This is a genomic window from Bacillus sp. m3-13 (genome assembly GCF_000175075.1).
In the GTDB taxonomy this organism is placed as follows: Bacteria; Bacillota; Bacilli; order Bacillales; family Bacillaceae_I; genus Sutcliffiella_A; species Sutcliffiella_A horikoshii_C.
Map to the genome: position 1 here is coordinate 26,562 of NZ_ACPC01000048.1, position 18,829 is coordinate 45,390.

15 protein-coding genes and 1 pseudogene are annotated in these 18,829 nt (G+C 39.4%); 6 read left to right on the plus strand and 10 right to left on the minus strand.

What is annotated here, in order from left to right; translation table 11 throughout:
• Nucleotides 1-309: 309 nt before the first annotated feature.
• Nucleotides 310-639, minus strand: a complete 330-nt coding sequence (locus M313_RS0119835) for a DUF779 domain-containing protein (RefSeq protein ID WP_010199403.1) — start codon at nucleotides 637-639, stop codon at nucleotides 310-312.
• Nucleotide 640: 1 nt separating this feature from the next.
• Nucleotides 641-2,161, minus strand: coding sequence for an aldehyde dehydrogenase (adh, locus tag M313_RS0119840; RefSeq protein ID WP_010199405.1), 1,521 nt, complete (start codon nucleotides 2,159-2,161; stop codon nucleotides 641-643).
• A gap of 304 nt (nucleotides 2,162-2,465) precedes the next feature.
• On the opposite strand from adh, the gene recQ reads away from it, so the two are divergent.
• Complete coding sequence (gene recQ, locus M313_RS0119845; RefSeq protein ID WP_010199406.1) at nucleotides 2,466-4,613, plus strand: DNA helicase RecQ; 2,148 nt, start codon at nucleotides 2,466-2,468, stop codon at nucleotides 4,611-4,613.
• A gap of 90 nt (nucleotides 4,614-4,703) precedes the next feature.
• On the plus strand, nucleotides 4,704-4,976 hold the full coding sequence (locus tag M313_RS0119850; protein ID WP_148966218.1) for a YbyB family protein: 273 nt from the start codon (nucleotides 4,704-4,706) through the stop codon (nucleotides 4,974-4,976).
• Between the two features lie 42 nt (nucleotides 4,977-5,018).
• Here M313_RS0119850 and M313_RS0119855 read toward each other — a convergent pair whose 3' ends face one another.
• Nucleotides 5,019-6,548 (minus strand): hypothetical protein, encoded by a 1,530-nt coding sequence (locus M313_RS0119855; RefSeq protein ID WP_010199411.1) that lies wholly within the window; start codon nucleotides 6,546-6,548, stop codon nucleotides 5,019-5,021.
• A 243-nt stretch (nucleotides 6,549-6,791) separates the two neighbouring features.
• Here M313_RS0119855 and msrA point away from each other — a divergent pair, with 243 nt between their 5' ends.
• The 3 genes from msrA to M313_RS0119870 are packed head-to-tail and all read left to right on the plus strand — an operon-like array spanning nucleotide 6,792 to nucleotide 8,995.
• Nucleotides 6,792-7,337 carry a peptide-methionine (S)-S-oxide reductase MsrA gene (gene msrA, locus M313_RS0119860; RefSeq protein WP_010199413.1) on the plus strand — a complete coding sequence of 182 codons (546 nt, stop codon included), beginning with the start codon at nucleotides 6,792-6,794 and terminating at the stop codon, nucleotides 7,335-7,337.
• Nucleotides 7,338-7,385: 48 nt separating this feature from the next.
• Complete coding sequence (locus M313_RS0119865) at nucleotides 7,386-8,576, plus strand: DHH family phosphoesterase (RefSeq protein ID WP_029326612.1); 1,191 nt, start codon at nucleotides 7,386-7,388, stop codon at nucleotides 8,574-8,576.
• 26 nt (nucleotides 8,577-8,602) lie between these two features.
• Nucleotides 8,603-8,995 (plus strand): VOC family protein, encoded by a 393-nt coding sequence (locus M313_RS0119870; protein WP_010199420.1) that lies wholly within the window; start codon nucleotides 8,603-8,605, stop codon nucleotides 8,993-8,995.
• A 651-nt stretch (nucleotides 8,996-9,646) separates the two neighbouring features.
• Here M313_RS0119870 and M313_RS25985 read toward each other — a convergent pair.
• Both M313_RS25985 and M313_RS0119890 read right to left on the minus strand, forming a co-directional pair.
• Nucleotides 9,647-10,715, minus strand: a pseudogene (locus M313_RS25985) (DUF3900 domain-containing protein).
• Nucleotides 10,716-10,805: 90 nt separating this feature from the next.
• Nucleotides 10,806-12,047, minus strand: a complete 1,242-nt coding sequence (locus M313_RS0119890; RefSeq protein ID WP_010199425.1) for an MFS transporter — start codon at nucleotides 12,045-12,047, stop codon at nucleotides 10,806-10,808.
• Nucleotides 12,048-12,210: 163 nt separating this feature from the next.
• Here M313_RS0119890 and ltaE point away from each other — a divergent pair, with 163 nt between their 5' ends.
• Nucleotides 12,211-13,242, plus strand: a complete 1,032-nt coding sequence (ltaE, locus tag M313_RS0119895) for a low-specificity L-threonine aldolase (protein WP_029326613.1) — start codon at nucleotides 12,211-12,213, stop codon at nucleotides 13,240-13,242.
• Between the two features lie 35 nt (nucleotides 13,243-13,277).
• Here the strand turns inward: ltaE and M313_RS0119900 are convergent, their stop codons facing one another.
• The 5 genes from M313_RS0119900 to M313_RS0119920 all read right to left on the minus strand — a co-directional run bounded on the left by M313_RS0119900 (nucleotide 13,278) and on the right by M313_RS0119920 (nucleotide 18,402).
• Nucleotides 13,278-14,933, minus strand: coding sequence for an AMP-binding protein (locus M313_RS0119900; RefSeq protein ID WP_083800986.1), 1,656 nt, complete (start codon nucleotides 14,931-14,933; stop codon nucleotides 13,278-13,280).
• A gap of 78 nt (nucleotides 14,934-15,011) precedes the next feature.
• Nucleotides 15,012-15,950 carry a transcriptional regulator gene (locus M313_RS0119905; RefSeq protein ID WP_010199432.1) on the minus strand — a complete coding sequence of 313 codons (939 nt, stop codon included), beginning with the start codon at nucleotides 15,948-15,950 and terminating at the stop codon, nucleotides 15,012-15,014.
• Nucleotides 15,951-16,268: 318 nt separating this feature from the next.
• Nucleotides 16,269-16,751 carry a spore coat protein gene (locus tag M313_RS0119910; protein ID WP_010199434.1) on the minus strand — a complete coding sequence of 161 codons (483 nt, stop codon included), beginning with the start codon at nucleotides 16,749-16,751 and terminating at the stop codon, nucleotides 16,269-16,271.
• 29 nt (nucleotides 16,752-16,780) lie between these two features.
• Nucleotides 16,781-16,993, minus strand: coding sequence for a hypothetical protein (locus M313_RS0119915; protein ID WP_010199436.1), 213 nt, complete (start codon nucleotides 16,991-16,993; stop codon nucleotides 16,781-16,783).
• A 491-nt stretch (nucleotides 16,994-17,484) separates the two neighbouring features.
• A complete protein-coding gene (locus tag M313_RS0119920) occupies nucleotides 17,485-18,402 on the minus strand; it encodes a nuclease-related domain-containing protein (protein ID WP_010199438.1) in 918 nt (305 codons plus the stop codon).
• Between the last annotated feature and the right edge of the window lie 427 nt (nucleotides 18,403-18,829).

Below are 18,829 nucleotides of genomic sequence, written 5' to 3' on the forward strand. Positions count from 1 at the left end.
CGTCGCTTTCCGCGGGACAGTGCTTGAGCCTCCTCACTTCGTTGCGGGGTCTCAACCTACCGTTACCCCCCGCAGGAGTCTTTGCCATTTGCTCCAATCCACAGCTGGAAATTACGTTAAATTAGAGTTTTTTCAGTTCCCTCGGTAAAATAGCTTTTTGGCCTTAAGGTGAATGAAGGCGCACCTTGTTGATTGGAGTGGAAGGCGCGTAGACGCCCGCAGGCAAGCGAAGCGCCTGGAACGGAAATCAACTGTGTATATATACTTCCATAACTTTGGAAAAAGGCGTCCATAAGCGGACGCCTTTCGTTATTTTGGGAAAACTTTTGATCTGGTTAGGAAACGCACACCTTCTGGACCTTCTAGGGAGAACATGCCACCTCTTCCAGGTACAACATCAATAATTAGCTGTGTATGTTTCCAATACTCATACTGCTTTTTATTCATGTAGAAGGGAGCACAGCCTATTTCGCCAAGAAGAACATCAGAATCTCCAATCATAAAGTCTTCTTTTGGATAGCACATAGGAGAGCTGCCATCGCAACAGCCCCCAGATTGATGGAATAGTACAGGTCCATGTTTGCCTACTAGCTTTTCAATCAGTTCAAGGGCAGCTTCGGTAGCCAGTACTTTTTCCATTTTAAAAGAATCCTAATTTTTTTGGACTGTAGCTTACTAAAAGATTCTTCGTTTGCTGGTAGTGGGAAAGCATCATCTTATGGTTTTCACGGCCGATTCCACTCATTTTGTATCCACCAAATGCCGCGTTGGCAGGGTAGGCATGATAGCAGTTTGTCCACACGCGACCTGCTTCAATTTGGCGACCAAAACGATAGGCAGTATTAACGTCTCTAGTCCAAACTCCTGCTCCAAGACCGTAAAGACTATTATTCGCAATTTCCAAAGCTTCTTCCGGCGTTTTGAACGTGGTCACAGACACTACTGGTCCAAAAATCTCTTCCTGGAAAATTCTCATCTTATTATTGCCTTTAAAAACGGTAGGTTTCACATAATAACCATTCGCAAGGTCGCCTTCAAGCATATTTCGTTCCCCACCAGCAAGAAGCTCTGCACCTTCTTCTTTCCCAATTTCGAGATAGGAGAGGATTTTCTCTAACTGTTCAGACGAGGCCTGAGCACCTATCATCGTTTCCGTATCAAGAGGGTTACCTTGTTTGATCTGAGATACTCGCTCAAGTGCACGCTCCATAAACTTATCATAAATAGATTCATGAATCAGGGCACGGGAAGGGCATGTACATACTTCTCCTTGGTTGAGTGCAAACATAACAAAGCCTTCGACTGCTTTATCAAAGAAATCATCATCGGCAGCCAATACGTCTTCAAAGAAGATGTTTGGAGACTTTCCTCCAAGCTCAAGCGTTACTGGAATAATGTTTTGAGAAGCATATTGCATAATAAGTCGTCCTGTTGTCGTCTCTCCAGTAAAGGCAATCTTTGCAATACGGTCACTGGAGGCCAAAGGTTTTCCAGCTTCAACACCGAATCCATTTACAATATTCAACACGCCTGGAGGGAGAAGATCTGAAATCAGTTCTGTTAGTACCATGATGGAAGCAGGTGTCTGCTCAGCAGGCTTTAACACGACACAGTTACCAGCAGCAAGAGCTGGAGCTAGCTTCCAAGTGGCCATTAATAATGGGAAGTTCCATGGGATAATTTGACCAACTACTCCAAGCGGTTCATGGAAGTGGTAAGCAATCGTGTCATTATCAATTTCTCCAAGAGAGCCTTCTTGAGCTCTAATACAACCTGCAAAATATCTAAAGTGATCAACCGCAAGAGGGAGGTCTGCTGCCATCGTTTCACGAACTGGTTTTCCGTTCTCCCACGTTTCCGCAACTGCCAGCATCTCCAAGTTTTCTTCCATACGGTCAGCAATTTTATTAAGAATGTTAGCTCTTTCAGCTACGGAAGTTTGTCCCCAAGCTGACTTTGCTTTATGTGCTGCATCTAATGCCAATTCAATATCTTCTGCAGTAGAACGGGCAACTTCACAAAATACTTGACCTGTAACAGGAGTGACGTTTTCAAAGTATTCACCTTTGACTGGAGCAACCCATTCGCCACCAATATAGTTGTCATATCGATTTTTATAAGTAACTTTTGAATCTTTTTCACCTGGGTTAGCATAAATCATTTGAAAATTCCTCCTCGAAATAGATTAATAGATTATCATTCAAAACCTCAATATGTAAGCGCATACAATTTAAAACGAAAAAAAGAGGTTAGACAACCTATTGTATAATGAATTTTAAACATTCTGATAATAAAATGCAAGGGAAAAGAATTTTCATCATCCATAACGGTTATTTGAGTCAACCTCACTTTGGTTGCAGGTCACCCTTTGTTCAGTTAAAATGAAATGGAAACTAAGAATACTCCTTCATCTATCTAACTCCAATAACCTTCAAAAACATTTTCCATATTAAACGAGGTGTACTATGTACGAACAAGGAAAAATTATATTGAAAGAATACTTTGGCTATGAAGATTTTAGACCTGGCCAGAAAAAAATTATTGGAAGTATTTTAAATGAATCCAATACACTAGGAGTAATGCCTACAGGCGGAGGGAAGTCTATTTGCTATCAAGTGCCAGCTCTCCTAGCAAGTGGCCTGACGATTGTCATCTCCCCCTTAATCTCTTTAATGAAAGACCAAGTGGATTCCTTACTTAATGCCGGAGTACAGGCGACATATATTAATAGTTCATTGAACGCAGGAGAAATTAGAGAAAGAGTTCAACAGGTAGAACACGGCGAAATTAAATTGTTATACCTTGCACCAGAAAGACTCGAAAGCTATGAATTTCAATCGATTTTATCAGCTATTGAGGTTTCGATTGTTGCAATTGATGAAGCGCATTGTATGTCCCAATGGGGGCACGATTTTAGGCCAAGCTATCGTGAAGTGGGTTCCTTTATCAAACGGATACCAGGAAACCCAATCATAACCGCTTTTACAGCGACAGCAACGGAACAGGTTATAGAAGACATCCAATTAATGCTTGGTATAACCCCAGAACATACATATGTAACCGGCTTTTCAAGGGATAACCTGACATTTTCTGTCTTACGCGGGCAAAATAAGGACAATTATTTAGAAAAATTCCTGAAAGCGAACAAGGAAGAATCGGGGATAATCTATGCAACGACCAGAAAAGAAGTCGATCAGATATTCTCCTCCTTGACTAAGAAAGGTTACAAGATTGGTAAGTATCATGCAGGTCTTTCAGAAGAGGAACGGAAAGAATATCAGGAAGATTTTCTTCATGACCGCCTCAAACTGATGGTAGCCACAAATGCGTTTGGCATGGGGATAGATAAGTCTAATGTAAGGTTTGTTATTCATTACAATATGCCGAAAAATGTAGAGTCTTATTATCAAGAAGCCGGAAGAGCAGGGAGGGATGGAGAAGAAAGTGAGTGCATTCTCCTATTCAATGCCAGGGATATCCAGATTCAGAAGTTTTTAATCGAAGAGAGCATCCGCTCACCAGAACGCAAGATGCAGGAATATAAAAAGCTTCAAGCGATGATGGATTATAGCTATACGCAACGTTGCCTGCAAGCATATATAGTAAACTATTTTGGTCAAGAGACAAATCTCATTTGCGGCAAGTGCAGTAACTGTTCCTCAGACTTCGTTGAGCAGGATATTACACTTGAAGCACAGAAGATATTTAGCTGTATTCATCGAATGAATGAAAGATTTGGGGCGATCTTGGTTGCTAAAGTGTTAAAAGGTTCAAAAGATAAGCGTATCCAACAATTCCGTTTTGATAGCTTGCCAACCTACGGATTAATGAATAGCTATACAGAAAAGGAATTGGTAGACCTTATTAATATTTTGATTGCAGAGGGATATTTAATCCTTACTGAAGGGCAATATCCTATCGTAAAATTAGGTGCACGTGCTGTTCCTGTTTTAAAAGGAAAAGAAAAAGTCCTTTTTAAAGTGAAAGAGCAAGTTAAATCTGTCGTGGAAGATAATGAATTGTTTGAGATGTTACGTGAGTTACGAAGAAACTTATCAAAAGAAGAGGGTGTACCTCCCTATGTTATTTTCTCTGACAGCACGTTAAGAGAAATGAGCGAGGTTCTCCCGAAAGACGAATCTGCCATGATGGATATTAAAGGGGTAGGATCTTTAAAGTTCGAGAAGTATGGAGAGTTGTTTTTGCGTGAGATAGGCAGATTTATGGGAGAAGATGTGTCTAACACAAATCCGGTTAAAAAAGAAGCTACAACCAAAAAGGTCAAAAAGCCGGTCATTCCCATGAATCCAGGAGAAACAAGTCATATGTTTACTTATAGACTGTTACAAGAAGAAGGCATGACTTTTAAAGAAATAGCAAAGGAACGTGATATGAGTCTTATCACTATCCAGAACCACCTCTTTAAATGTGCAAGTGATGAAGGTGTAGAGGTAGATTGGGATTCTTTTATACCAAAAGATTATGAGGAAGAAATTATTAAAGTAATCGAGGAAGTGGGCACTGAAAAGCTGAAGCCCATAAAAGAAAATTTGCCTGACGAGGTTGATTATATAGCCATAAAAGCTGTAATGGCAAAGCATGAAATAAAATAAATATATTCAATTAAGCGTGTTTACATGTTTAGTATTTATCTTGTCGGGAATATCAAGTTTATAGATAAAATTATTAAACAGGAGGCGTTTATGATGAATGCTCGTCAACTAAAGAAACCTTTAATCGTGGCAGGAGCCGCTAGCCTCACCGGAGCAGGATTATTAGCATACAAGCCATACAGAGAAAAGATTGTTCAATACTCTAAAAAAGTTAAAAATAAACTAGTGCCATTAAAATTTAGAAAAACGGATTTGCCAATTGAAAAAGCAGGGAACCCAGATCCAGAAGATATCCAAGATAACAATATGGTCAGTGAAGGCGCCCAGTATTCGGTAGACTATTATAATAAGAAAATGCAATAAACAAAAAGGCGCTCGGTCAAAACCGATCGCCTTTTTAATGCTTTATACAAAGAATATAGCGTAAGCTACACCGACAACACCTAGTAAAGCCAAAGTATAAACAGGTTTTATTGGCATCTCACCATTGTTCTCCATTGCTTTTCCAAACATGAAGAATACAAGCGGGTGAACCAAGAATGGCATCGAGAAAATGAAAGGGATTAAAGCGGCAGCATCAGCACCAAACATCTCTCCTTGAATAGCGGCAAATAAGCCAAAATGAGAAATAGCAGAAGATTGAGCCATAGCAGCGTAGTCAATAGACATCGTGCTTAGACTCAGTAAAGCCAATCCACCGAATACCGCACACATTTGCCAGCCGAAAGAGAACTGCATCAATGCTTTTACTTCTTTTTTATCCTCTCCATTAGCTTTTCTTAAGTTGACCAATGCTAGTATCGTTAAACCAACACCGACCGCAACAATTAACATAGAAGGAAGTATCCAAAGACTGCCTCTTTCTGCACTTATAGCAAGTACAGAAAAAACAAATATATGACCGAAAAACGGGATGTTAATCATGATTGGAGCACGTTTTGCAGCAGTTTTTCCAAAATCACCTGCTGTACAAGCACCTGTTAAACCAGAATGCGATAGAGAACCTGCCATACCAGGAGCAAGGTTTCTTGTATTGGCGTTTTTAGCAAAGAACATAATCAATGCAATTCCACCAAACATCCAGAACAATTGGCCGAAGAATCCATAGGCCAATACTGCATTCATCCCATCAATGGCAAAAGCGTCGCCTATACGCGAACCACCAACCATAAAGTTGGCCGCCAATACAACCGGGATACCTGCAATCAATAATGCACGGATGGTTGGTCCAAAACTCCAATTATAGAAAACTGCGCCTAAAGCAGCCGCAATCATCATAGCAAAGAAGATTTGTGGCAAAGCAATTATTGGCTTTATCCACATAGCAATATGATATGAAATTACAAGTAACAGGATAATCGCTACCATTTCTACGATCCCTTTATTCATGTACTGCTTCTTATTCTGAAGTTTAGCTTTGTTATCAATAAATAGGACGGAACCGATAATTCCAATATAAGCAATCAATGGATAAACACTATCAAAACTTTGAGTACCATCTGAAAGAATCATCCTCGTGATTCCTTCTAGGCCAAATAATAGGAAGAAGGCACGGACGATAAAGAAAAATTGTGTTCTTGAAGTACCTAAGAAAGTCTCTTCATCTGATACGACAACCGTATCTTCCACATCCAAGTCTTTATTACCTAATATTTTTCGTAGTTCTTGACCGCCTACGAAAAAAGATACGGTCAAGGCGATAATGGTAGTTCTCGCCATAAGGTCAATAAAAGGGTATTCAACTAAACCAGGTGTCGCAACCCCTGTGTTTACAAGTAAATAGCCCAATCCTAACCCAAGTATTACAATAATAAGAATGGGGGAAAACCTAGTTCCTGCCACAACCATCCTTGATACCAATACTATAGGGACAAGGAAGAAAAGTATCAGCCAAAACTGATTGATCAATTCAATATTTGAAAATTGTTCTATCATTTTATTAATCAGACTCCTATCGATCATTTTTCACATAAAGAATTATCGTACAATAATCTTAGCGAAGTGTAAATCATTGTAAACGCCATCATTAAAATGTTTGACTATTTAATTTATATAAGGTGTTATATAACATTATTATGTAAACTAATAACGGTGTATTTGAGCGTAGTTATTGTAACTACTAGGTAGTTAGTGTAAAATTCCAACAAACACACATTAAAGATGGAGGAATACGACATTATGACAACTAACAAAACAAAACTCGCTACCTTTGCTGGAGGATGTTTTTGGTGTATGGTCAAACCCTTTGACGAGATGCCTGGCATTGAAAAAGTAATTTCCGGTTACACGGGCGGTAACGTCTCCAATCCTACATACGAAGATATAAAAAAAGGGACAACAGGTCATTATGAAGCAGTCCAGATTGAATTCAACCCTGAACTTTTCCCTTATGAAAAATTATTGGAGTTATACTGGCCACAAATTGATCCGACAGATGATGAAGGGCAATTTTTTGATAGAGGCAGTCAGTACCGAACGGCTATTTTCTATCATAATGAGGAACAGCGAAAGCTTGCAGAGAAAACTAAACAGGAATTAGAAGCAAGCGGAAGATATAAAAAGCCAATTGTTACTGAAATTAAACCGGCAACCCCTTTTTATGAAGCAGAAGAATATCATCAAAAGTTTTATAAGAAAAATCCTGAAAAATATAAACAAGAACGTCAAGAATCAGGAAGAGATGCTCATATAAAAGAGTACTGGGGAGAAGAATATACAAAGTAAGTGAGGGTGGTGTAAATGCTTACCCATTATGAACAAGGGGGACTACAATTGATTCATCTTTTTACACACAATGACTTGGATGGGGTAGGCTGCGGGATATTGGCCAAGCTTGCGTTTAACGAGAAAGTTAAGGTTCATTATAATTCAGTAGGGAGTTTAAATTATCAGGTTGCGGAGTTTATGGAAGAAGCAACACCGCGGCATCAAATATACATAACAGATTTATCAGTAAATGAGGAGAACGCCAAAAAACTCGAGCATTTTGCAAAACAGCAAGATGGATTTGTTCAATTTATCGATCATCATAAAACTGCCATGCATCTAAATGAATATAGTTGGGCTTCTGTTACTGTTGAATATGAGGATGGCAGACTGACAAGTGCCACTTCTTTATTCTATGAATATTTATTAGAGCAGGATTTAATAGCCCGAACTGAACCACTAGATGAAGTAGTTGAATTGATACGTCAGTATGATACGTGGGAATGGGATCGAAATAATAATACAAAGGCAAAAAGGTTGAACGACCTCTTGTACATGATTTCTATTGATGACTTTGAAGCGAGAATGCTTCAGAAGTTAACAGGTGCCGGCAAATTCGATTTTGATGATTTTGAAACACAAATCCTTGATATGGAAGAGCAAAAACTGGAAAGGTATTTGCGAAAAAAACGCAGAGAGATTATTCAAAAGCCAGTCGGTGATTATTGGGTCGGAATTGTGCACGCAGAATCATTTCTTTCGGAACTTGGAAACGTTTTAGGGAAGGAAAACCCCCATCTGGACTATATAGCTATGATTAATATGGGAAGTAAACGTATTAGCTTGCGAACCATACATGATAATGTCGACGTTTCACAAGTGGCCGGTAAATTTGATGGGGGAGGCCATGCTAAGGCATCTGGTTGTAGTTTAAATGAGCAGGCGTACAAGCTTTTTGTAGCGGAAGCATTCCCGTTAAATCCTCTCAAACAAGACGCGCCTCACAATGTTTTCAATGTAAAAGAATCACCTAATGGTGTGTTGTATGATTCAAAAGAAAAAGGAACATTGTTTCTTTTACCGAAAGAAGACGGGACATGGAAGGTAGAAAACAAGGAAAAGTATTTGGATACAACTTTTTCTTCTTTTCAGGAAGCAGAAACATTTATTAAAAGAAAATATGCAGCATGGTTAGTTAATGACGAGGAGTATGTCAATTTCCTTGTAGAAAACATTAGAAGATTAAAAACAAACTAACATATAGATGGTGGGAGAGATGAAATATGGCTATTAAACGGTTAGAACATGTTGGGATTATGGTGAAAGATATTCAGACATCCATTGAATTCTATACGAAGATAGTTGGGTTCTCCTTAAAGGGGCAGTTAGATCATCCAAATGGGGAGATTAAGCTTGCATTTCTTGGATTTAATGAAAGTGATGAAACGGAATTAGAGCTTATTCAAGGCTATAATGACGATTTGCCTGTAGAAGGAAAAGTGCATCATATAGCATTAACAGTGGATGATGTAGATGCAGAGCATGAGAGGTTGAAAGGCTTGGATGTTACGTTTATCGAACAGGAGATCACGACGCTTCCAAATGGAGCGAGATATATCTTTTTTGCAGGGCCAGATGGTGAATGGATTGAATTATTCGAGACTCCGGTAAAATAAGAAGAAGGCAGGGAGATATTCCCCGCCTTTTTTTAATGATAATCATAAGTCCAGTTGATTTCCGTTCCAGGCGCTTCGCTTGCCTGCGGGCGGTCCGTGAGCCTCCTCAGGCTTCGCCTTCCGGGGTCTCACCAGTCCCTTCCTCCCGCGGGAGTCTGCGCGCCTTCCACTTCAATCAACAAGGTTACTTCGTTGAACTTAAGTTTCAAAAACCTTCTAATTGAGTTAACTGTAAAGGCATTAACAAACCTTTACGTAATTTCTAGCTGTGAATTGGAGCAAATGGCGGAGACTCCAGCGGGGGAGTAACGGTAGCTTGAGACCCCACAGCGCAGCGAGGAGGCTCAAGCACCGTCCCGCGGAAAGCGAAGCCATTTGCGGAAAGGAACAGCGGCGATAAACCAATAAACTAGGGATTTTAATTTCAACAAGAACATATGGTTCTTAATTAACTTTCCTTATTTCCTATCCATAGATTTCCCTTTTTCGCGTGAGCTTTTTAACATATGTTTATACGTGAAGCCAAGACAAATGATTCCGGTGATAGAACAAGCATACCGAATGATGGACATCCAATCCATGATGGTCACCCCTAAAAGGTATTTGTCCTTATTCTCTCAGAACTTGTTTAAATTATTCCTAGAAGTAAGGTTAGGAACTGTATTTTTTATTTAACCGCTCTAAAATCATCGTCAATTCACTCGGTTTCAACATCTCAACTGGTGAAACATTCTTTTCGAATTGCAGATAATCGCCTTCAAGAAGAACCACATACCGGTTATTGATTTTCGCTATATGAACATTTTCACCAAAGTCTGCCAGCAAGCCTTTCACAGAAATATGATCTAGCTTGAATCTTAGTTCTATGTCAGGTGTCTGTTCAATGATAGAGGAAGAAGCTTCTATCACTTGCTCGTCGGACCAACGTTCTTGAAGTTCGCGTTTCGGTGATGTAGCCCAGGCTTCCATTGCTTGCTCCACTTTTTCTTTTTCTTCGCTTTCATCATGATAGGTTTCGGAAATTTCTTGGTGGACCATCCCCATCACTTGGTTTTTAATGATTTCTGGCATCGACTCTCCATATTCTACATACTTCAGGAAATCTTCAAAGTAACGGGAGTGAGATGACTGATGAATCTTTAATTCTCCTTCTTCTATCATTCCATCCTCTACCATAAACGGATACTGGATGGACTTCATGTTTTTTGTAGTGATGGCCATTTGGACATTATGAATCAGCGTCTGTTCATTTGTGATGGAAGCGACTTTTTGTTTCAAAGTCACATTTTAAAATAAATACAAAATGCTCATCAAAATATTTGTTTAATTTAGCCCTGGTGACAATTAGTACGCCACCTCTTACCGCCGTTGTATCTGTATAGGTGGATGCTATTTCATCTGCCGCAGAAGAAAATGCTTCTAAGCTTTCGGCCTGTTTAATCCGATTAAATTGGTTAAAGTTGGGGTTTGAGCCAAGGTCATACCCAGGTTCCACCATGAATCTCCCAATCTTCGTTGGTACTTGTTCATTTTTAGGATGTCGATCTACCTTCCTTTTGGTGATTTTCATCAATTCCCCGTCTAGGAAAGGTTTTAATGCACTTTCTTCATATGTAGTTTCATCTAATACTGCCATTGGTTTATATTGTTTCTTGGCGTTATCTCCACTGCCTTCTACTTCAATCAGGTAAAAGGCTAATGACTTGATATCGAAATCCATTTTTATCACCATTTTCGCTAGGTATCTTTAAGCACTTAAACAAGTATAGGCAAAAGAAAAGAAAGGGTCAACAGGGACCCTTTCTTTCCTTTAGTTATGCATTTCTCTGACTTTCTGATCACTAGGAAGTAAGAACGTTAACAACCCAATAAAAGGTAGACAAACAGTAAATATAATGGTGTTTGTTAACCCGACCCAATCTGCTAGAACTCCAAGCGCAACAGACCCCACGGCCCCCATACCAAAAGCAAGACCTACAATTAGCCCGGAAACCAAGCCTATTCGGCCAGGAACCAGCTCTTGAGCGTACACTACCGTTACCGAAAAGCTAGAAAGGATGATGAATCCAATTATGGCAACAAGTACATAGGCAAGTGTGGGACCTACAAAAGGCAGTAACAATGCAAGTGGAGCGGACCCCAGCATAGAAAGGGAAATCACCAGCCTTTTCCCGAAACGATCTGCCAATGGTCCTCCGAAAAATGTACCCACAGCACCGGCACCTAAGAACACAAAAATATATATTTGTGAGTCAGCAATAGGTATGCCGTAGTTCTCTATGGCATAAAAAGCATAGAAGTTGGTGATACCTGCATGGAACCATGAGCGAGCAAATACTAGAAAAATTAGCAAACAGATGGAAAAGGTGATAATCCGTCTATTACCAATGGATTTATCAGTTGATTTAACTGTGATAGTTTTCTTTTGCTTTGACGGTCTGTTTGTATTTGGTATTTGTTGTTTGTACCATGCAGCGATGTATAAAAGTAATATCACAGCTGCAGCGGCAACAATTGTAAACCATAATACGCCTTTTTGTCCGAGTGGCAACAGGATATAAGCTGCCATCAACGGCGCTAAAGCCTGACCTGAATTGCCTCCTACCTGGTAAATGGACTGTGCCAGCCCTCTGCGGTTTCCTGCCGCCATATAGGCAACGCGGGAACCTTCAGGGTGGAAGGCGGCAGAGCCTAATCCTATGAACAATACTGAAATAATAATCACCCAAAAGCTTGGTGCCAATGCCAAACCGATAATTCCGAATAAGGAAAAAGTAAGTCCAATTGGCAGGGCATATGGAGAAGGTCTCTTATCTGTAATAATTCCCACAACGGGTTGAATAAGCGAAGATGTAGCATTTAAGGCAAATGCAATCAGTCCCAGTTGTGTAAAGGACAGCCCCATGGAATTTTGCAAAACGGGGAATAAGGCCGGTACCACAGATTGTAATGCATCATTTAACAGGTGGACAAGACCTATAATAAAAAGAATCGGATAGACCGTGGAACTTTCGGGATTTGAAGTCGCAAATTTGACTTTTTGTGCCTGCATAATAAAATGAACTCCTTTGATGAATGTGGTTAGGAAAAGCCAACATATGTATATTAAATAATCATAGCACGTGAAGGAAGGTTGATGGTAGATTATTTTACGGAATGCGAAATAATTAAGATTCTGGTAAACTGTAAGAAAAATAGAGAAGGGGATTAACATGATGATTGATTTAAGAAGTGATACTGTAACAAAACCCACTAAAGAAATGAGAAAGGCATCGTATGAAGCAGAAGTTGGAGATGATGTATACGGAGAAGATCCGACGGTTACACTTTTAGAAGAAAAAGCGGCAGAAATTCTGGGAAAAGAAGCCGCACTGTTTGTTACGAGCGGAACACAAGGAAATCAAATCGCGGTATTGACGCATTGCCGTCCAGGAAATGAGATATTACTAGAAGCAGAGTCTCATATTTTTTATTACGAATCTGGTGCTGTTGCCGCATTGGCAGGAGTTCAAACCAGAACCATTCCAGGTGTAAACGGGATAATGAATCCACAAGATATAGAATCTGCTATACGTGGAGAAGATCAACACTTTCCTGAAACAGGTCTAATTTGTATAGAAAACACACATAATCGTGCTGGCGGGGCAGTGGTGCCTGTATCAAACATGGCAGAAATCTTTAAAGTAGCACAAAGACATGCTATACCTGTTCATGTGGATGGAGCCCGATTATTTAATGCCGCTGCAAGTACTGGCTTATCTATTCGAGAGTTCACCAAGCATTGCGATACGGTACAAATATGTTTGTCCAAAGGTTTGGGTGCACCGGTTGGTTCGATCATTGCCGGATCTAACGGTTTCATTAAACGAGCGAGAAAATGGAGAAAGCGCCTAGGTGGGGGATTGAGGCAAGTTGGAATTATTGCGGCACCTGGGTTAATAGCTTTAACTCAAATGACAGAAAGACTTTCAGAGGATCATGAAAATGCCAAGTTTCTTGCTGATGGTTTAAGGGGGATGAACCCTTTGACAATAGTAAATGCGGTTGATACGAATATTGTGGTGGTGGATGTAGCCGGTTTGGCCATGAAGGCAGATCAGTTTGTACATGCATTAAAAGAGAAGGGTGTTTTGGCTGTTACGTTTGGACCTACGTTGGTTCGACTTACCACTCATTTTGATGTGAGCAGAAGGGATATGGAGACAGTTATTAGTACCATTGATGAAATAGTGAATTCAAGAAAATAAAACAGTAAGGGGTACATATAATACCCCTTACCGATTTATATTTTCACAAGTGTATTTACGGCATGTTCTCTTAGTTTGAATTTTTGGATCTTTCCAGATGCTGTCATTGGGTACTCGTCTACAATCTCTACATAGTAAGGTATTTTATATTTAGATATTTTCCCAGTGCAGTAGTCTTTCACTTCTTGGCTGTTTAAACTTTCGCCTGGCTTAACTTTAATGAAAGCAGCAACCTGCTCGCCAAACTTTTCATCTGGAACTCCTACAATTTGCACATCAAAAATTTTCGGATGGGAGTATAAAAATTCCTCAATCTCACGGGGATAAATATTTTCTCCGCCACGGATAATCATATCCTTTAGTCTGCCTGTAATGACGACATACCCATCATCGTCCATAGTCGCGAGGTCCCCAGTATGAAGCCAGCCTTCGCTATCAATGGCATCTTTCGTTTGGTCCTTCATATTATAGTAGCCTTTCATGACAAGGTAACCTCTGGTACAAAGCTCGCCTTGGACTCCATTTGGCACATGTTCACCTGTTGCAGGATCAATAATTTTTACGTCCACATTATCTAAAGCGCTTCCAACAGTCGAAACTCTTCTCTCAATGCTGTCGTATGGGCGTGTTTGTGTAATGACAGGGGAGGCCTCGGTTTGCCCATATGCGATAGTAATTTCCTTTGCTCCCATATCATGAACCACTCGTTTCATAATTTCCGTTGGACAAGGAGACCCTGCCATGATACCGGTTCGTAGACTGGATAAATCGTATTTTTCAAAGTCAGGGTGATTTAGTTCCGCGATAAACATAGTTGGAACTCCGTAAAGCGCCGTACATTTTTCTTGTTCCACCGCTTTCAAAACTAATAGTGGATCAAACATAACCAGAGGAACCATCGTCGCTCCTTTAGCCACAGCAGCCAAGGTGCCCATTACACATCCAAAGCAGTGGAAAAAAGGTACCGGAATGCATATTTTATCTTCAGAGGTAAGCTTTTGGCATTCCGCCACATTAATGGCATTGTTGATGATATTGGAGTGGGTGAGCATGACTCCTTTTGGGAAGCCTGTTGTCCCAGATGTATATTGCATGTTAATGACATCTTCATAATTTGTACTGTTTTGCCTGGCCATTAATTCGTCATCGGCTATAGTGAATGAATTATTCAACAAGTCATCCCATGTGAACATACCAGGGTGACTTTCGCTGCCCATATAAATGACATTCTTTAATTTAGGTAAACGAGTAGATGCTAGTTCTCCGGGAACACTGCTTGCAAGCTCTGGACATAATTCTTGAAGCATATCCAAATAGCTTACTCCTTTAAAGTTGTCCATTAGAAGTAGGGTGGTGGATTCTGATTGACGTAAAAGATATTCGAGTTCCTTTGATTGATAGCTAGTATTTACTGTAACTAAAACAGCCCCAATTTTAGCACTCGCGTATTGGATGATTAACCATTCAGGTTTATTCGTTGCCCAAACGGCAATATGATCTCCTTTTTTAATTCCTAGATTCATTAAACCTTTCGCCACTTGATTACAGATTTGCTGAAATTCCTGATAACTATAACGTAATCCTGTCTCCACATATACTACAGCTTCTTTATCAGGGTAACGTGATACGGTTTCATCCAATAGTTGACCTATTGTTTTATGTACTAACTCTGCCATCGTCCAAACCTCCATAATAGAAAAGTAAGTGCTAGTTAAATATTAGTATGAATCTTCAGAAAAATCAAACGAAAAAAGAGAGCAGCCCGAAGACTACTCTTGCTTCACTTCTACTTTTTTGATTTCATTATTTTCGTTTTCAACAGGAGGCTTTTGAATAATTCTTTCTTTTAACCCGATCATACTTCCACTTAAATAGTGGAGTGTTTGCTTATATTTACTGTCAATGGAAGAAATGGCGGTTTCCAATTTATCCACTAGTGTTTGTCTCAAGGCGTTAAGCTGTTCGGCAATTTTTTGGGAGGCAATATCTTGGCTATCCATTCGCTCGAGTACCGACTTGTGAAACATTTCTTGAACCTGTAATTTATTATTTATTTCTTGGTAAAAATGTTCCTGATCATGTAACTTTGATTGAATGTCTTCATACAATTCTTCATATTTCTCTAACTTGGTGTGGATGCCGCGGGTCAGATTTTCTTGGAATGCCAACTGATCTATCGTAGCCTGACTCAATAGTTTTTCTTCTTCCAATGACACTTCCAATTTATCCAGTCTTTGATCTACCTTCTTACTGCTTTCTTCATGTGATGCGATATTCTCTTGAAGTTCTTCACTTAATAATGACTGAACTTTTAATAGTTCTAGGAGTTGTGCATAATTTTTATCCTGATCATTTAGTTTTAGTGTAAGATCCTCATGATTTTTTTCGTGCACAAGTACTTTGTCAAATACCTGCCGGACATTTAAATCTTGAGTGGCTATCATTTCAGATAAATCTTGTTGATTTTTTTCCTGAGAGTATAACTTATCCAGTAGAAGTTGATGATTCTTATCCTGGGTAGACATACTATGTTGTAAATTTTCATTAATCTTGTTAACTGTTCTAGAAACAGTCAAATTCGTTTCTTCCTGTTGCTTTAATATATCTGTTAAATAGTTTTTTCGATATTCCTGCTGGTTGGACGCGATTGATTTCGTCTGATTGTATAATTTAGGGGTGGGTAGCAGGTTGTTATTTTTCTCTGTCATAACTTAACTCCTTTGTAAAATAGGTTATTTAACTACACTATCTTATGAGAGAGACATGGATTTGCGCGTGTTTTTAAGAAAACTAGGCAAAAGACTAGATTTGTCATTCCAGCAAACAATAAAAAGAAGACCAACTTTCTGGTCTTCACTTTTCCGAACTATTTGTAGGTGTGGTGTAAGATGGGTATAGCAAGGAGGCTATGATATGCTTTGGCAGGAATTGCAGGTGTTTTTCCGGCATTTTAGATAAGAAGGAGTGTTACATGGCAGGTGTTTTTTTTGAAAACTTTGGCTGAAGCGGGCAAGTCTTCAGCAAGATTATAAGATGTCTACAGCTACAACAAGTGCAATCAATAGTTGAAGAAGTAGCTGGATGTTTAGTACCAGGTCAGTGTCTGTAGTTGTTACTCTTACACCACGAGAGTTTTGAATATACGTTTGTTGTTGATTTACTTGTACGGATTTGGAGCTTTGAAGCAATTCTTGGATTACTTGCTCTGCTTTGTTGCTGTCTGCGATACTTACACTGATTACTAGAGCGATTGCAGCTTGTATTGCAGCTTGAAGAGAAACAGCAATTTTTGTGTCAGTAGTTGTTACTTCAATATCGCAAGAATCCTTAATAACAATTTGCTCATAAGATTTTTGAATCATTTTGTTTACTTGGTCAGCCTCTTGAGCTACACCATCATTGTCAAGTGGATGTCTGCTTCCTGCTGCTAAAGCATTCCATTCACCATTATTTCCACAGCCATGATCATAGCCACAGCTTCTTCCACCGAATAACCAATCTTTACTCATTATTTAAATCCCCCATTTTGATAAATTTTTTATTTTTTTTCTTCTTTTTGAAGTTTTTCCATTTTCCCGAAAGAATCCTGGATGTCTGCAACCAATTTCTTCAGCTGCGCTTTTTGCTCTTTGGAGAAGTTATCTCCACTTAGTTTCACATTGTGTTTCTTTAAAACATTTTGAAGCATCATGTTTGTTGTTGCCTGGGTGAGTTTTGAAATCTCTCGTTGCATATCTTTGCTATCTGCCATTCTTACACCCCCTTTTTCTTATCTACCACATACTATGTATTTACGAGAGAAGAGAGTGGACGCATGTCCTCTAGCAAACGTCCATTTTTACTAGATTTAGCAAAATAGGCGTAAAACTATTAATAATATGCTATAAACACTAGTTTTTGATGGGCCCCTGCTGGAGGAGAAGACTTTCATTCGTGCGATGAGGACCTTTCGTGGTGGGATGTCTTCATTCGTGCTATGAGGACATGTCTAGCAGGGAAAAGGAACGCGGGATGTCTTCATTCGTGGTATGAGAACCTGTCTTGGGTGAAAAAGGGACATGGGGTGTCTTCATTCGTGGTATGAGGACCTGTCTAGCAGGAAAATGGAACGAGAGATGTCTTCTGTTTCACTGATGTCTTCATCTTTTATTAAAGTGGTGTTTTAGCAATTAAAAAAGCGAAGATGGACTACTCTCCCTCCTCGCTTACTATTCTAAAAACCTATATTATTACGATACATTATCAAAACTCATAATAACTCCACTGGTGGACACCTTTAGTGTTCAAATGTTTTTGTAGCACTCGCCTGATAGCCCGCTTTGAAATTTTCCTATTACCCCAGTCAAAAATCGCATTTGTAGTAATTTTCATCTCAGGAAACAGCATAGTAAAATGATGAACAATTTGTAGAATACGTTTTTCCATCGTTTCTTTTTTCGAGCACACCAAACAATAACAGTAAGCTCCCTTAGTAGTAAATTCTAGCGAGTCACAATACGAGCAAGGGACACCTTTTTGTAGCTCATCATATTGATATGAAGGTGGAAAATAAAATGGAGCATTAGGGTTATGAAGAGACTTAAGTTTGTCTGCAAGAACGTAGTGGTTATTATCTAGTTTTAAAGACGAAGTATGAATGCTTTTTAGGAATCTATTAATCTGACCTGGGTACACGATTTGCTTGTTGATGGGTGCTTGATATAGCGTGAATTCGGGGTTTACGAACACTACGAATGATTGAATAGTCATATCACTACCGAGCTGTTGTAGCAGTTGTCGACACAAAGACTCACTTCTATTAAGTTGAATAAGCGGGTTGGTTACTTCAGAATGTGGTGGAACCCTTGTATAAAGGCGGTCTTGTTCATAAAAATAATCCCCTTCGAAATTTTTCACTTCAATTATGTAAATGGTCTCTGGGGCAATGATCAGTGAGTCAATTTGAAAAGTGTTTTTGTTGTGGGGAAGAAGTAAGTCGTTGAGAATGAGACATTCAGCTGTAATAACTGAAGAAGTTAAGTTATCAAATAGCAATTCTCCCTCGTACCCTTTTTGAAGGGCATAAAGGTGCTTCCTCTCATTATCAAGTAGATTTTTGCGAGAATTAAGTAAATGATACACTTCTAACTCGCGAGGTTTAGTCCGAGGTTTATATATCATGGCACACTCCTTTATTCTTTGTACTTCATACTATACCAATACTAGAGTGGAAAAGGTAGGATTTTTGTTTGAAAATTCTAATTTTACCCCTTGATTATGGTTGTGGTAATTATGAAGACCTTTCTAGCATGAAAATGGAAGGGGAGATGTCTTCATCCGTGCGATGAGGACCTGTCTACGCACAAAAAAGAACGAGAGATGTCTTCATCCGTGCGATGAGGACCTGTTTACGCACAAATAGGAACGAGAGATGTCTTCATCCATACGATGAGGACCTGTTTACGCACAATTTGGAACGAGAGATGTCTTCATCCATGCGATGAGGACCTGTCTACGCACAATTAGGAACGAGAGATGTCTTCATCCATGCAATGAGGACTTCTCTAACCAGAAAAAGGAACGAAAGATGTCATCATAGTTTTACCTT